This window comes from Candidatus Margulisiibacteriota bacterium (assembly GCA_041658645.1).
Classification (GTDB): domain Bacteria; phylum Margulisbacteria; class WOR-1; order O2-12-FULL-45-9; family XYB2-FULL-48-7; genus JBAZZV01.
Map to the genome: position 1 here is coordinate 177,573 of JBAZZV010000001.1, position 14,708 is coordinate 192,280.

A 14,708-nucleotide genomic window follows, 5' to 3' on the forward strand; every position below is an offset into this window, starting at 1 on the left:
ATGGTAAAAAGAGGGAGCCAAACCATAGTCTTTTTGGTCGGTTTTTTGGTCTGGCTGGCACTGACCTGGAGTTTCGAGCCGGTCAGCGTACTGGCCGGCTTGCTGGTTGCCATGTTAGCCTCGGCTTTATTCGGCGAGATCCTGACGGTCACCCCGGAGCGGGCGCTCGATCCGCGGCGCTATCTCTGGTTCCTTTATTACCTCCCGGTCTTCCTTTGGGAAATGGTCAAAGCGAACCTTGATGTCGCCTACCGGGTACTGCATCCGGCGCTGCCGATCGATCCGGGGTTGGTCAAGATCAGGACCGAGCTGAAAAGCGAGGTCGCTTTGACGCTCCTGGGGAACTCTTTGACGCTGACGCCGGGGAACACGACGGTGGAGATTAAGGGAGGATACCTGTACGTTCATTGCATAGACATCAACCGCCAGGCGGAGAAGACGGCGCAGCGGTTCGAGAAAATAATCGCGAGGATATTGGAATGATGATCCAAATATTGATGTTTGGACTGATAATTTGTTGCTTGCTCTGCCTCTACCGGATCTATAAAGGGCCGACGGCGCCGGACCGGTCGGTGGCGGTCGATATCCTGGGGATAGTGGTCATCAGCTTTTGCGCGATCCTGTCGCTGCAGACCAAGGAAGGGTTCCTGATGGACCTGGCGATCGCCTGGACACTGCAGAGCTACATCGCGGTGCTGGCGCTGGCGAAATATCTGGAGGGGAAGAAGTTCGATGAATGAACAGATCGGTTACGTTTTTATTTGTATCGGGGTGGCGTTCAACCTTTTCGGCTGTATCGGGTTGATCCGCCTGCCGGACGTTTATAACCGGCTTCAGGCGGCGGCCAAGTGCGTGACCCTGGGGGTGAGCGGCACCCTGTTCGGGGTTTTTCTGATCAACGGCTTTTCGGGGACCGGGATCAAGGCGCTGCTGGCGATCGGGTTTTTATTGCTGACCGCCCCATCCGGCGCGCAGGCGCTGTCGCGGGCCGCCTACCTCTCCGGCATTAAAGCCTGGAAAAAGAGCGGGTTGGGCGATTCTCAAGAGGAGAAGGAATTACGTGAAACTACCTAAGTTGCGTGAACTGGGGGAAGCGATCAAGTCGTTGTTCTCGCGTCCCTTTACTAATATGTACCCGTTCCGGCCGCTCACGGTCCCCGATGGTTTCCGCGGCAAACCGGAATATGACGAGAAAGAGTGCGTCGGCTGTCTGGCTTGTGAAGAGGTCTGCCCGGGGCGGGCGATTGACCATGTCGATAACAAAGAAGAAAAGCTTCGGGTCATTACCCAACATCAAGATCAGTGCATCTTTTGCCAGCAGTGCGAGCGGGCCTGTATTACGGAGAAGGGGATCAAGCTGACCAAGGAGTTCGAACTGGCTCGTTATGACCGCAAGGGGGGGATCACTCAAAGTAGCAAAGAGCTGGTGATCTGCCAGCATTGCGGCGAGATCGTGGCGCCGCTGGACCATCTCAAATTCCTGGCCAAGAAAGTAGGGGCGCTTCTCTACACTAACCCGACCTTGCTCCTGGCCAGGCACGCCGAGCTGAACCTCCTTTCTCGGGAAGAGATCCCGGTGAATAGCCCGCATCCCCGCGCCGGACATCTCCAGTTCATCTGCCCCAATTGCCGCCGCGAGATGATCGTTAAAGAACAGTGGTAGACCTGACGACCCACTTAACGGGAAAAGTGGTCGTCTTAGGTATAGGCAATACTCTTAAGAAAGATGATGGGGCAGGAGTGGAGGTTGTCAGAAAATCCGAAATCCGAAATCCGAAATCCGAACAAGGATTTGTATTTATTGATGGCGGGTCGGCGCCGGAGAATCTGACGGGGGAGATCAAACGGTTAACGCCTGACACTTTGGTCATTGTCGACGCGGTGGATTTTAAAGGCCAGCCCGGCGAGGTCCGATTGATCGACGAAGCGCGAGTGAGCGATACCGGGTTTACGACTCACAACATGTCGATGCGGACGTATATTAATTATCTGCGAGAAGACCTGCCACAGTTGAAGGTGGTAATTGTTGGTATTCAACCGAAAACGGTCGCCTTCGGAGAAGGCTTAAGCCCGGAGGTTCAAAAAGGAGTGGATGAAATATGCACGAGCTTCATTTAGCGCAGGATATACTTAGGAAAATAAAGGAAGAAGCAGGTACCAGGGGCCAGGTACCAGGGACCAGGGTGAATTACGCAAAAATTCAGCTGGGGCAATCGCGTTTTACCCATATGGCTGAACTGCTGGAGCTGTTTGCTGATATCTCTGGCGGGATCAAACTGGAGATCGAGATCCTCCCGGTCAAAACGATCTGTGCCGAATGCAAAACAGAGTTTAAGCCCAAGACAATGCGGCTCGACTGCGAAAAGTGCGGTTCAACGAACATCCAGATGGTCTCGGGGAATGAATTGATCGTTAAAGAGCTCGGCTAACCGGTCGATTTTTGGGGAAATAGACAGAGACTTTAGTGATGCCGCCAGGCAGCGCATCTATCTCGATAAACCCGCCATGTTTTTGTGTTAATTCCAACGTTGTTTTTGCCAGAGGATGCAGCCGGGCCGCGCCGTTATCTTCTGTAGTTACCCTGATAAAATCTTTTCCCGCCCTTGATTCTGTCGCGGCGACGATTTTTACGCGTGGTTTAATCCGCCCCACGCAAGCCGCGGCCGGCCCCATGATCAGGCCCGTTAAAATGGCGTGCAGATCTTTTCCGGGCAACACTATCCGGTCGCGATGTTCATTGAGCCCGCTGTAATCTATTTCGAACGAGATCCCGCGTTCACGATAATATTCTGGGGAAAGTATTTCGTATTGCATCAACGTGTAATATATATAGTGGGACTGGGTCCTTTCCGAGCCCTCATCAAAAAATGCTTTGATCGTTGTGATCATCCGGCTGAGATTAGCGTAAGGCCCCTTTAATCGTTGGATGTCGGACTGAAGTTCTTCCGCATTCCCATAAATCCCTTTTTTAAATTTCATTTCTATGACATTGAAGGTGCCATTGATAGCAAAGAGAGAGCCAACCATGCTATGAAAGATGGAGGGGAGAAGCTTAAGGATCAATTCGCGATCGTTCAACCCTTCCGGCCGGTTAATCGCGCCTAAAAGAAATCTTTGCAGGCGGGGGCTGCGGCCGATCATCCGTTCAGCGCCCGACAGAACGCCCGGCACGATCGGGCGGACATAACCCATCGCTTTGCTATAAAGTTTGGTAGAGATATCGATTGTCATACAATCTTTAATCTGCGTTTTAATGAGATAATTTCAGGGGAATTGAAAATGCGCCTCAACTGCGAGAAATGCGGTTCAATGGATATTCGGTTGGCCGGTGGGGATCAGCTGGCGGTGATGGAGATAAAGCTGAGGTGAGGGAAGGGTTTGGCTTATTGTTTCAGGGCTTTTTTCAGTTCAGGCAGTTTGGTTTTGATGATATCCCAAACGATAACTACATCGATGCCAAAATATTCATGGGCAATAATATTCCTTAGACCGGCAATCTTTTTCCACTCGATATCTTTGTATTTTGCCTTGACCTCGTCCGGGAGGTTTTTAGACGCTTCCCCAATCACTTCCAGGTTGCGTACCGCGGCGTCAAGCACCAAGTCGTTTTCGCTGAATTTGATGAGCGTTAAGCCTTTAGTGTATTTTTCGATACGCTTGATCGCGGTCAAAATATCCTTCAGGAGGAGCCTATAATTTCTTGACATATTTAACCTGTTTAAGTATGTTCGGTTTGATCAAAGGTTTTAGCGCGGCGCGGGTAACCAGGTCGATTTCCTTCTTGAACAACAACTCCAAGAAAAACTTTAAATCCATGTAATTATCAAAACTTTTCTTGCTAAAATCAACAAGCACGTCAATGTCACTCGATTTAGTCGGGCGGCCAGCCGCGTATGAGCCAAAAATGCCTAATCTTTTTACCCCAAAACCCCTGATCTGCGCCTTATTCTTCAGTATTTTCTCGAAAATATGCTTAGTTGTCATATCAGTATTATAACATGAATATATATTGATGCCTCAAGGTCAAGAAACCGGACCCTGGCGAGCCGAAAATCAGAGGCCTAAAAATACAAATCGCGCAGGCCTTGTTCCAGTCTTTTCAGCTTCTTGATTGTTTGTTCTCTTATCTTGCTGCTGGGAATGTCTTTTAAATGTACCTTAATCACCTTTTCGCCCAGCTTTTTGGCCTTCACGTCACCGTAATCCAGCAAGTATTCTTTAAATGTCAGCAGGGAATTAGGCAAGCAGAAGTTTTTAATTAACCCGGGCTTGGCCATATCCATAAAATCTGCGCCGACCCGCCCGAGACGATAGCAGGCGGTGCAGAAGCTCGGGCTGTAACCGAGCTTGGAGATATCCTTGATCACTTCGGCCAGCGTCCGGTTGTCGCTGATCGAGAATTGGCCGGCGGCTTTTTTCCGCCCGAGCGACTTTTTATAGCCGCCGGGGACGGTGGAAGAACCGGCGCTGATCTGCGAGATGCCGAGGCCAATCACTTCGTTCCTCATCTTGGCTGATTCGCGGGTGGAGAGGATCAGACCGGTGTAGGGGACAGCCAGCCGTAAAATAGCGACGATCTTTTTGAAGTCTTGGTCCGAGACCGGGTAGGGCGGTTGTAGGGTCAGCTCCATGTTCGCGGCCGGCTCGATCCGGGGGACCGAAATGGTGTGCGGACCGACCCCGAACTTTTTCTCCAGTTCCAGCGCGTGGCAGAGGAGCGCCAAGACCTCGAATTTATAATCGTATAGGCCGAAGAGGACGCCGATCCCGACATCATCGATCTTAGCCTCCTGTGCCCGGTGCATGGCGTATAAATGATAGCGATAGTTAGCCTTGGGGCCGGAGAGATGCATTTTGTGATACGTCTCTTGATGGTAAGTCTCCTGGAACAACTGGTAGGTGCCGATCTGGCACTTCTTCAGCCGTTTAAAATCTTTGACTGACATAGCCGGGGCGTTAACGTTGAGCCGCCTGATCTCGCCGTTTTTATATTTAGTCGCATAGATGGTTTTAATCGCCTGTTCTAAATAGGCGATACCGGCCTGGGGGTCTTCGCCCGCTTCCAGCAGGATCCGCTTATGGCCCTGCTGTTCCAGGATCCGGACCTCGGCCGCGATCTCCGGCTGGGTCAGTCGTTTTCGCTCGAGCGTTTTATTGGCACAGCTAAAACCGCAGTAGCGGCAGTTATTGACGCAGTAATTAGTGATGTAGAGCGGGGCAAAGATCACCAGCCGCCTTCCATAGATCTCCTCTTTGACCTTTCGGGCGGCCCTAAAAAGCTGGTTCGTGACTGTCCAGTCCTGGCATTGCAGGAGAAGGGCTGTTTCAGCCGGGGTTAACCCCTTTAATTTGAGCGCTTTCCGGATGACCGACTGGGCTTCCCTCCGGGTTGACTGTTTGGCCTTCTCGAGGAGGTCTAATATCTTCGTTTCGTCGATAAAGGTGGACATTGAGGATACTATATTTTACCATTTTGAGCTATAATAGTAAAACAATGGCGGAAATCCTTATCATCGAGGATGAACGCGATATCGTCGAAACCCTGGAATATAACCTCAAAAAAGAAGGTTATCGGGTCGCCAAGGCCTACGACGGTATCAGCGGCTTGAAAATGGCCGAGAGTAAAATACCTTCACTTATCCTTCTCGACCTGATGCTCCCCGGTTTAAGCGGCCTCGATATTTGCCGTAAACTTAAAAAAGACGACCGGACCGCCGGCATCCCGATAATCATGCTGACCGCCAAGGGGACCGAGACCGATAAAGTGGTCGGCCTCGAGGTCGGCGCCGACGATTACCTGACCAAGCCGTTCAGCATCAAAGAGCTGATCGCCCGGATCAAGGTGATCCTTCGCCGTTACGAGAAAAAACCGGCAGCCGCCTCGGTGGCGCTTAAACTCAAGGACCTGGAGATCGATACCGAACGGCATGAGGTCAAGGCCAACGGCAAACTGGTCGAATTGACCGCTAAAGAATTCCAACTTCTCTTTTATCTGGCCAGCAATCCGGGCCATGTCTATTCCCGGGAACAGTTGCTGGACACGGTTTGGGGGATCGAAGTGGCGATCGAAACCCGGACCGTCGACGTCCATGTCCGGCGCCTGCGAGAGAAGCTTGGCCGGGCGGGCAAGCATATCGTGACCCTGCGCGGGGTCGGGTATAAATTCTCATGAGGATATTCCGCAAACTGCGCAGTTTCCGCGTCATCATCTTTGCCGCTTTTCTGTTGATGGCCCTGGTCAGCATCATTTCCATCCTGATCTTTAAGCGGACCCCGATCCTGGCGTTGGCCATCCCGATCATTACGGCGCTCGGCTTGAGCACCTGGCTGGTGCGCGAGTTTGCCGTGCCGCTGGCCCGCCTTACCCGGACGGCGCGCAAGATTGCCGCTGGTGAGTTCCCGCAGCGGATCGTGCACAAAGCGCATTTTGAGATCGGTAAGCTCGAGGACTCTGTCGAGAAAATGAGTTTCGAGCTGGACAAGATGTTCTATCGGCTGTCGACCGAGAAAGGGCGGCTGGCCGCTCTGCTCGGGAATATGGCCGAGGCGGTCATCGCCGTTAACCGTGACGCGCAGATCATTCTGGTTAACCCGACCGCGGAAACGCTCTTCAGCGTCCTGCAGCCGGAAGCCAAAGGGCTGACGGTGCGGGAGAGTATCCGCAATAACGAGATCGCCGATCTCTTTGAGGAACTGCTGCGGAAGGGGACGATGGTCGAGCGGGAGATCGCCATCGTTTCACCGATCCAGGCGAGCTTTGCCGCCAGCGGCAGTCCGATCAAGGACAGTCTTGGAACGACGATCGGGGCGGTCTGCGTCCTGCACGACATTACCGAGCTGAAAAAACTGGAAAATTACCGGACAGAATTCGTGGCCAATGTTTCGCATGAGCTGAAAACGCCGCTGACCGCTATCCGCAACTACGTTGAGACCCTCCTCGGCGGGGCGATCAACGATCCGGCGCACAATATAGAATTCCTCCAGAAGATCGAGAAGCATACTCTCAACCTTTCGGCCCTGATCGATGATATCCTGGAAATATCGCGGCTAGAGTCGAAGCGTGAAACCAACGCCTTCGCTCCTCTCGACCTGGTCCCGCTTTTCCACCGGGCGATCGAGACCGTCGCGGGGAAGGCGGAAAAAAAAGGGGTAGAGCTGGTCGCCAATTGCCCGGCCGAACCGTTAATCATCTTGGGGATAGAGGACCATCTCTACCGCGCCTTTCTTAACCTGCTTGATAATGCGATCAATTATACCGACGCCGGCGGCAAAGTGACCGTTAGTTGCCAGCCGTCAGCCAACAACATTGAGGTTTCGGTGCAGGATACGGGGATCGGGATCCCGGCCGAAAAACTGTCGCGGATCTTTGAGCGGTTCTTCCGCGTTGACCAGGCGAGGTCAAGGGACCTGGGCGGGACCGGGCTTGGTCTGGCGATCGTCAAGCATGTCATGAGCTTACATAATGGTTCAGTTGCGGTGACCAGCGAAGAAAACAAAGGCTCCAAGTTCACCCTCATTTTTCCCCGGCAGTAAATTTTACTTTCCCGTAACCTTCTTTTCATCATCCGTTAATCTCTAAACGCCATAATGAGCATGTCCAAAGAATTATTGGAGGTGCGAAAATGGTAAAAAGATTGACGGTCATGTTCCTGCTCCTGGCTTTATCCGGCCTAGTCTTGACTGCCCGGTCCGAGGTGGAATTCTGGTCGACCGATACCGCCCAGTTGACGCAATGGGGGGTGAATGTGATCCCAGAGATCAGGGTCAAGAATAACTTGTCGGACCTTTATTACTTTCAAACCTACATCGGTCCGGTTTGGGAGCTGAATAAGAACTTAAAGCTGAATGTTTATTATGGCCTAAAATATCAGAAGAGCGGCAGTGATTGGAAACAAAGCAATCTTGGTTATCTGGACCTCGCTTATTCGTTCAAGCCATTCAGCAATCGCTTTCGTTTCGAAGTAGATCTGACCAACGCAGTTGTTAAATACCGGAACCAGCTGCAGCTTAAGGTCAACGGGTACTATTTAGCCGATGAGTTCTTTTATAATGTGAGCGGGGCTTTCGCGGATGAAAACCGCCTGTCGGCCGGTTATACGTTCAAGGCCTTGGGGCAAACCGAGTTTAACCTCGGCTATCTCTGGCGCGCGCAACGGAAAATGGTCGGTCAGGCCTGGGCCAATAGCGCGGCGGCGATCCTAAACACCGGCCTGAAGATTTAACCTGGATTTAACATTGATTTAATGATGGCGTAATCGGAAAAAGGGATAATAATAATGTTAAGGGAGGCAAACATGTTCAAAAAAACCACTTTAGTTGTCAGTTGTTTGTTGTTAGTTGTCAGTTTATTTGGCTGCGGCGGAGGCAAGAAGGCACTCCAGATCAAAGGGTCCGATACGATGGTCAACCTGGGTCAGGCCTGGTCTGAGGAATTTATGAAATTGAATCCGACTGTTTCGATCGCGATCACCGGGGGCGGGTCTGGGACCGGGATCGCTTCGCTGCTCGGCGGAACGACTGATATCGCCCAATCATCGCGCAATATGGAGCCGAAAGAGGTCCTGCAGGCGGAGAAAAAAGGGGTCGAACCAAAGGAGATCCACGTGGCCAATGATGGGATCGTGGTGGCGGTCAACCCGGCTAACCCGGTCAGCAAGCTGACGATCAAACAGCTCTCTGATATTTTCACCGGTAAGATTGCGAACTGGAAAGAACTGGGCGGGGCTGACAAGAAGATCGTCGCCCTTTCCCGGGAACGGAACTCCGGGACTCACGTCTTTTTCCTGGAACATGTCGTTAAGTTGGGCGAGAAGAAAAATCCCAATGAATTTGAGCCGTCGGTCCTGATGATGCCTTCTTCCCAGGCGATCATCGAAGAGATCAACTCCAACCCGGCGGCGATCGGCTATATCGGCCTTGGTTATCTGACCAAAAAAGAGAAGCCGCTGGCGATTGCCAAAGCCGCCGGCGCGCCTTACGTCCTGCCAACGATCCGGACCGTCACCGCGAAACAATATCCGGTCTCCCGCTCGCTCCTCTTTTACACTAATGGGGCGCCGAGCGGCGAAGTGAAAGCTTTCGTGGATTATGTTTTAGGCAAAGCCGGTCAGGCCATAGTCTTGAAAATGGATTTTGTGCCGTTAAAATAACTCACCCCCCCCGACCCCCTCTCTTAGAAAGAGAGGGGGAGGTGGGTATAAATATGAGACGACCTTTTGATTTTATAATTGAGAAGCTGGTTTTCCTTTCGGGGTTCGCCTCGATCGTCTTTGTTATCCTGATCTTTATCTTTTTGCTGAAAGAAGGTTTGTCGCTCTTTGGCCAGGTCAGCGTCCGCTCTTTCCTGTTTGGGGTCAACTGGTATCCGATCTCCGACCCGCCGCAATTTGGCATTGTGCCGCTGGTCTTGGGATCCCTTTTTGTTACGCTGGGAGCGATCGTCATCGCCGTGCCGCTCGGTCTGGCCGCGGCGGTTTATATCGCTGAAGTCGCGCCCAAGTGGTTCGCCAATATCCTGAAGACCGGGATCGAACTGCTGGCGGCGATCCCGAGCATCGTTCTCGGTTTTATCGGCATCGTGACGTTGGCGCCGTTCCTGAAACAGCTTTTTAATCTGTCCAGCGGCCTGACCGCGCTGGCCGGTTCGATCATGCTCGCTTTTATGGCCCTGCCGACGATCGTTTCGATCATCGAAGATTCCATTGTTTCCATACCTAAAAGTTATAAGGAAGGCTCGCTGGCGTTGGGGGCGACCCGCTGGCAAACCATTTATCGGGTCACGATCCCGGCGGCCTCGGCGGGGATAATGGCGGCGATCATGTTGGGGATCGGCCGGGTGATCGGGGAGACTATGGCGGTCTTGATGATCACCGGCAACGCCGCGATCCTCCCGACCAGCTTTCTCCAGCCGGTCCGGACCCTGACCGCCACCATTGCCGCGGAGATGGGGGAGGCGGTCGCTGGCAGCGAACATTACTACGCTTTGTTCGCTATTGGGATCATCCTTTTTGTGATCAGCTTTATCATTAACCTGCTGGCCGACCTCTTTCTTCACCGGAGCAGGAAAGTTAGGAAACGAGTAACGCGTAATGGGTAGCGAGTAAGGCGTAATATGAATATGAACCCACAACTAAAAGAAAAGATCGCTTTTGGGGTTTTGCAGCTACTGACCATGTTTGTGATCTTGCCGGTCGTCCTGATCTTTATGCTGGTCCTGTTTAGGGGACTGCCCGGGCTATCCTGGGAATTCCTGACCCAGATGCCTAGTTCCGGAATGAGAGCGGGCGGAATATTTCCCGCTATCGTTGGCACGATCTATCTTACGGTTGGCACCGCTTTGTTTTCCATCCCGCTGGGCATCCTGGCGGCGATCTATCTTAATGAATACGCCCAGCGCAACTGGCTGACCCGGCTGATCGAGCTGGCGATCATCAATCTGGCTGGTGTTCCGTCGATCGTCTATGGTTTATTCGGCCTCGGCCTGTTCGTCACCTTCCTGAACTTTGGCGCGTCGATCCTGGCCGGCTCGTTGACCTTGGCGATCATGACCTTGCCGGTTATTATTACGGCCACGCGCGAAGCCTTGGGCTGCGTGCCGCGCTCGTTCCGGGAAGTCAGCTTCTCACTTGGCGCGACCCGCTGGCAGACCGTTCGACACGTCGTCCTGCCTAACGCGATCCCGGGAATAATTACCGGAGCAATCCTCGGGCTTTCCCGGGCGGCCGGCGAAACCGCGCCGATCCTCTTTACGGTCGCGGCGTTCTATCTGCCTCGCTTACCTCGTTCGGTCTACGACCAGGCGATGGTCCTTCCTTACCACATATATGTCCTTTCGACCCAGGTCCCTAATGTCAGCGTCAAGGTCCAATATGGCACCGTGCTCGTCCTGGTTGGCATGGTCTTTATCATGAATATTTTAGCTTCATGGCTAAGAGCGGTCTTCCGCAAGAGGAAAACATGGTAGAACAACCTCAAACATCCAACATCAAACTTCAAAACAAAATTCAAATCACAAATCTCAATGTGTGGTATGAGAAAAATCATGCCGTAAAAGACTTAACTTTGGATGTCCAGGAGCATGAGATACTAGGCGTGATCGGGCCGTCGAACAGCGGGAAAACCTCGTTTTTGAAAACCTTGAACCGGCTGAACGAGCTTTATCCCGGGACCACGACGACCGGCGAGGTCTTGCTGGACGGCCAAAGTATCTTTACGGCGATCGACAAGCACTTCCTCCGGAAAAGGGTAGGGGTTGTCTTCGCTCTGCCGCTCCCTCTCCCCCTGTCCATCTTTGACAATGTCGCCTACGGCCCGCGTTTGCACGGGGTTAAGAGCAAGGAGAAGTTAGCCGAGATCGTGGAGGCTTCACTCCAGGCGGCGGCGATCTGGGATGAGGTCAAGGACCGGTTGAGCACCAACGCCTTTAAGCTATCCGGGGGGCAACAGCAAAGGTTATGCATTGCCCGGACCCTGGCGGTCGAGCCCGAAGTTATCCTGTATGATGAGCCGTGCTCCGGGCTCGACCCGATCTCGACATTAAAGATCGAAGAGGCGATGCAACAATTAAAGCAAAAATACACCCAGGTGCTGGTGACCAATAACGTCAAGCAGGCGGCGCGCGCGTCCGACCGGACAGCGTTCTTTTTAATGGGCGAACTGATCGAGATCGGCGAAACTAAACAGATCTTCACGGTGCCGAAGAATAAACGGACCGAGGATTATATAACAGGGAGGTTCGGCTAATGCCCGTGATCATCGAAACAAATAAACTGAACCTATGGTACGGGACTTTCCAGGCGTTAATCAACGTCAACCTGGAAGTGTTACCGAATAAGATCACCGGGCTGATCGGGCCGTCGGGTTGCGGCAAGTCGACCCTGCTCCGTGTCTTTAACCGGATGAACGACCTGATCGACGGGGTCAAGACGACCGGGAGCGTCCTGGTGGCCGGCGAGGAGATACTCAAGGCAGAGACCGACCTGATCCGGCTGCGCAAGAAAGTGGGCATGGTCTTTCAGCGGCCGAACCCGTTCCCGCTTTCGATCTTTGACAATGTCACCTACGGGCTCAAGGTCCACGGGGTCAAGTCGCGGGAGAAGCTGGACGAAGCAGTGGTCAAAAGTCTGGGGGCTGTCCTCCTGTTCGAGGAATTAAAGGACAAGCTGGGCGCCAACGCCCTGACTCTGTCGCTCGAGCAGCAGCAGCGGCTTTGCATCGCCCGGCTCCTGGCGGTGGTGCCGGAGGTTTTGCTGATGGACGAGCCGTGTTCAGCGCTCGACCCGCTGGCCACGCAGCGCATCGAAGAATTGATGCTTGAATTAAAAAAGCAGTATACTATCATTATTGTGACGCACAACATGCAGCAGGCGGCGCGCATTTCCGACGATTGCGGCTACATGCTGCTCGGCGAACTGGTCGAGTTCGGCGAGACCGGCCGGATCTTCACTAATCCGAAAGATAAACGGACCGAAGACTATATTACAGGGAGGTTTGGCTAATGACAGATGGAAGAGAACATTTCCAAAAGGAGCTGGCCCGGTTGAACGACCTCATTTTAAGAATGGGGGCGATGGTCGAAGAGAGCATCGTCAATTCGGTCGAGTCATTGAAAAAAATGGATACCGCGCTGGCCGAGAAGGTGGTCAAGAACGATGACGCGATCGACCGGGTGGAACTGGAGACGGACGACCTGTGCCTCGAACTGCTGGCGACGCAGCAGCCGATGGCGAACGACCTCCGTTTCATCACGACCGGCATGCGGATCGGCTCGGACCTGGAGCGGATCGGTGACCTGGCGGTCGATATCGCCCAATGGACGATCGAAATGTCCGGCCAACCGCTGCTTAAGCCGCTGGTCGACATCCCGAAAATGGCCGAACTGGCCAGCCGGATGGTCCGCCGGGCGCTCGATGCCTTCGTCAAGCGCGATCCCAAGGTGATCGGCGAGCTTTGGCAGGACGAGGAACAGGCCGACCGTTATCGTGATATGGTCTACGACGAGTTGGTCGAACTTATGCAGCATGATCCGAAGAACGCCTCGCGCGCCCTGCCGCTGATCATCATCTCGCGGCACCTGGAGCGGATGTCCGACCACGCCACCAACATCGGCGAGGATGTCGTCTATATGGTCGAGGGGAAAGTGATCAAGCACCGTCCGGATAAATTACTCAAGCGCGTTTAAGCCGTGATATAATTGGCCCAGGCCCAACTTGCGAGGAGGAATAACCATGGTTTCTGTTGACAACGAATTATGCATCGGTTGCGGCGTCTGCGTTGATATGTGCCCGGAGGTCTTCACCATGACCGCCGAAGGGAAAGCCCAAGCGATCAAGGAAGCTTGCGAAGAGCACAGCATGGAAGAGGTCGCCACAGCTTGCCCGGTCGAAGCGATCAACCTGTAAAGGTACGCGGGCTTGATCAAAAAACTCGCCTATAGCTGCGGCGCGCTGGCGGCCGCCATCTCCTACCAGAGCTTTGCCACGTACGTCATTTTTTATTACGTAGATGTTCTGAAACTGCCGGTCTATCTGGCCGGGCTAGGGATGCTCATTTTCGCTTTTTGGAACGCGGTCAACGATCCGTTGTTCGGTTATCTCTCCGACTCGACCCGGAGCCGCTGGGGGCGGCGGATCCCATATTTGGCGGTTGGGGCGGTCCCTTTCGGCCTGGCTTTTAGCGCTCTCTGGTGGGCCCCGTTCACCGGCCTTGGCCAGGTCAATCTGCTTTTTGCCTATTTCCTGGCCGCGATCTGCCTTTTCGACGGCCTCTATTCCCTGACCGTTATCAACTGGTCGGCGCTCTTCCCGGAAATGTTCCGGACCCTGGCCGAGCGGGCGCAGGTCAATGCCTACCGCCAATCTATCGGCTTAGTCGGCTTGCTCATCGGGATCGCTGTTCCCCCCCTCATCTACAGTGTTTACGGTTGGGGGGTAATGGGGTTGGTCTTTGGCGTGATCATTGTTTTGGCGATCCTGACCGCGTTAGCCGGCAGTTTCGAGCGGCCGGAGGAGATCGTGGCCAAACCGCTTGGGCTCTGGACCGCTTTGAAGGCGACCCTCCAGGACCGTTCCTTCCTGACCTTTGTTTCGGCCAACCTTTTTGTCCAGTATAGTTTCACCCTGATCCTGGCGACCCTGCCGTTCTTTGCCAAATATGTCCTGCAAGCCGATCCGGGAGGGGTGACGTCGATTTTGGCGGCCGCCTTCCTGACCGCCATCCCGATGCTTTTCGTCTGGCGCTTCCTGACCGCCCGCTGGGGGGCCAAATATTGCTTTATGGCCTCCATGCTCTTGCTGGCGCTCGCCTTGCTCCCGCTCTTTTTTCTGACCACAGTCGGCCAGGCGGTGATCGCGGCCTACTTTATCGGCGGCGCGCTGGCCGGTTTTGTCCTGATCGCCGATCTGCTCATCTCCGATATCATTGACGAAGATGCCGCCCGGACCGGGACGCGGCGCTCCGGTATCTTCTTCGGGATGAACGCTTTTATCACCCGTTTTGCCATTGCCCTGGAGACGTTCAGCCTAAGCACTATCTTTATCCTGAGCGGCTACAGCCCGTACATCTATACCCAGCCGAAGAGTTTTGCCGTCGGTTTGCGCTGGCTATTGGCCGGGTGTCCCAGCTTGGCCTTACTGCTCGCATTTGTTATAATGATCTGGTATCCCCTGACCACTAAACGGTTGGTGGTGATCAAAGAGGGAGGGAAATAA

The 14,708-nt window shown here is 53.6% G+C and carries 21 protein-coding genes; 17 read left to right on the top strand and 4 right to left on the bottom strand.

The window, feature by feature from the left end; all coding sequences use genetic code 11:
* The 6 genes from WC903_00925 to WC903_00950 are packed head-to-tail and all read left to right on the top strand — an operon-like array spanning position 1 to position 2,429.
* Positions 1-483, top strand: a complete 483-nt coding sequence (locus WC903_00925) for a Na+/H+ antiporter subunit E (protein MFA5892519.1) — start codon at positions 1-3, stop codon at positions 481-483.
* Positions 480-740, top strand: coding sequence for a monovalent cation/H+ antiporter complex subunit F (locus tag WC903_00930; protein ID MFA5892520.1), 261 nt, complete (start codon positions 480-482; stop codon positions 738-740). The genes WC903_00925 and WC903_00930 overlap by 4 nt, the downstream gene beginning before the upstream one ends.
* A complete protein-coding gene (mnhG, locus tag WC903_00935; GenBank protein MFA5892521.1) occupies positions 733-1,074 on the top strand; it encodes a monovalent cation/H(+) antiporter subunit G in 342 nt (113 codons plus the stop codon). Before WC903_00930 ends, mnhG begins: the two co-directional genes overlap by 8 nt.
* The gene (locus WC903_00940; protein ID MFA5892522.1) at positions 1,061-1,663 is read left to right on the top strand and encodes a 4Fe-4S dicluster domain-containing protein; all 603 of its coding nucleotides are present in this window, start codon (positions 1,061-1,063) and stop codon (positions 1,661-1,663) included. The genes mnhG and WC903_00940 overlap by 14 nt, the downstream gene beginning before the upstream one ends.
* Complete coding sequence (gene hycI, locus WC903_00945; protein MFA5892523.1) at positions 1,657-2,118, top strand: hydrogenase maturation peptidase HycI; 462 nt, start codon at positions 1,657-1,659, stop codon at positions 2,116-2,118. The genes WC903_00940 and hycI overlap by 7 nt, the downstream gene beginning before the upstream one ends.
* Positions 2,100-2,429, top strand: a complete 330-nt coding sequence (locus WC903_00950) for a hydrogenase maturation nickel metallochaperone HypA (protein ID MFA5892524.1) — start codon at positions 2,100-2,102, stop codon at positions 2,427-2,429. The genes hycI and WC903_00950 overlap by 19 nt, the downstream gene beginning before the upstream one ends.
* Here WC903_00950 and WC903_00955 read toward each other — a convergent pair.
* From WC903_00955 to hydG, 4 genes are all read right to left on the bottom strand, one after another.
* Entirely contained in the window at positions 2,413-3,231 is an 819-nt protein-coding gene (locus WC903_00955) for a hypothetical protein (protein MFA5892525.1), read from the bottom strand. The genes WC903_00950 and WC903_00955 overlap by 17 nt on opposite strands.
* Positions 3,232-3,383: 152 nt before the next feature.
* Entirely contained in the window at positions 3,384-3,707 is a 324-nt protein-coding gene (locus WC903_00960; protein MFA5892526.1) for a DUF86 domain-containing protein, read from the bottom strand.
* The gene (locus tag WC903_00965; protein MFA5892527.1) at positions 3,691-3,984 is read right to left on the bottom strand and encodes a nucleotidyltransferase family protein; all 294 of its coding nucleotides are present in this window, start codon (positions 3,982-3,984) and stop codon (positions 3,691-3,693) included. The genes WC903_00960 and WC903_00965 overlap by 17 nt, the downstream gene beginning before the upstream one ends.
* A gap of 77 nt (positions 3,985-4,061) precedes the next feature.
* Positions 4,062-5,462, bottom strand: a complete 1,401-nt coding sequence (hydG, locus tag WC903_00970; protein MFA5892528.1) for a [FeFe] hydrogenase H-cluster radical SAM maturase HydG — start codon at positions 5,460-5,462, stop codon at positions 4,062-4,064.
* Positions 5,463-5,494: 32 nt separating this feature from the next.
* On the opposite strand from hydG, the gene WC903_00975 reads away from it, so the two are divergent.
* The 11 genes from WC903_00975 (at position 5,495) to WC903_01025 (ending at position 14,708) form a co-directional block, all read left to right on the top strand.
* On the top strand, positions 5,495-6,172 hold the full coding sequence (locus WC903_00975; GenBank protein ID MFA5892529.1) for a response regulator: 678 nt from the start codon (positions 5,495-5,497) through the stop codon (positions 6,170-6,172).
* A complete protein-coding gene (locus WC903_00980) occupies positions 6,169-7,533 on the top strand; it encodes an ATP-binding protein (GenBank protein ID MFA5892530.1) in 1,365 nt (454 codons plus the stop codon). The genes WC903_00975 and WC903_00980 overlap by 4 nt, the downstream gene beginning before the upstream one ends.
* Positions 7,534-7,622: 89 nt before the next feature.
* Positions 7,623-8,222: a DUF2490 domain-containing protein gene (locus WC903_00985; protein ID MFA5892531.1), complete on the top strand. Its 600-nt coding sequence runs from the start codon at positions 7,623-7,625 to the stop codon at positions 8,220-8,222.
* A gap of 72 nt (positions 8,223-8,294) precedes the next feature.
* Positions 8,295-9,149, top strand: a complete 855-nt coding sequence (locus WC903_00990; protein ID MFA5892532.1) for a phosphate ABC transporter substrate-binding protein — start codon at positions 8,295-8,297, stop codon at positions 9,147-9,149.
* 53 nt (positions 9,150-9,202) lie between these two features.
* Positions 9,203-10,096, top strand: coding sequence for a phosphate ABC transporter permease subunit PstC (pstC, locus tag WC903_00995; GenBank protein MFA5892533.1), 894 nt, complete (start codon positions 9,203-9,205; stop codon positions 10,094-10,096).
* A 21-nt stretch (positions 10,097-10,117) separates the two neighbouring features.
* Positions 10,118-10,963: a phosphate ABC transporter permease PstA gene (pstA, locus tag WC903_01000; protein ID MFA5892534.1), complete on the top strand. Its 846-nt coding sequence runs from the start codon at positions 10,118-10,120 to the stop codon at positions 10,961-10,963.
* A 20-nt stretch (positions 10,964-10,983) separates the two neighbouring features.
* Positions 10,984-11,742, top strand: coding sequence for a phosphate ABC transporter ATP-binding protein PstB (gene pstB / locus WC903_01005; GenBank protein ID MFA5892535.1), 759 nt, complete (start codon positions 10,984-10,986; stop codon positions 11,740-11,742).
* Positions 11,742-12,497, top strand: a complete 756-nt coding sequence (gene pstB, locus WC903_01010) for a phosphate ABC transporter ATP-binding protein PstB (GenBank protein MFA5892536.1) — start codon at positions 11,742-11,744, stop codon at positions 12,495-12,497. Before pstB (WC903_01005) ends, pstB (WC903_01010) begins: the two co-directional genes overlap by 1 nt.
* A complete protein-coding gene (phoU, locus tag WC903_01015) occupies positions 12,497-13,180 on the top strand; it encodes a phosphate signaling complex protein PhoU (protein ID MFA5892537.1) in 684 nt (227 codons plus the stop codon). Before pstB (WC903_01010) ends, phoU begins: the two co-directional genes overlap by 1 nt.
* 46 nt (positions 13,181-13,226) lie before the next feature.
* Positions 13,227-13,400 (top strand): ferredoxin, encoded by a 174-nt coding sequence (locus WC903_01020; protein ID MFA5892538.1) that lies wholly within the window; start codon positions 13,227-13,229, stop codon positions 13,398-13,400.
* A 12-nt stretch (positions 13,401-13,412) separates the two neighbouring features.
* A complete protein-coding gene (locus tag WC903_01025; GenBank protein MFA5892539.1) occupies positions 13,413-14,708 on the top strand; it encodes an MFS transporter in 1,296 nt (431 codons plus the stop codon).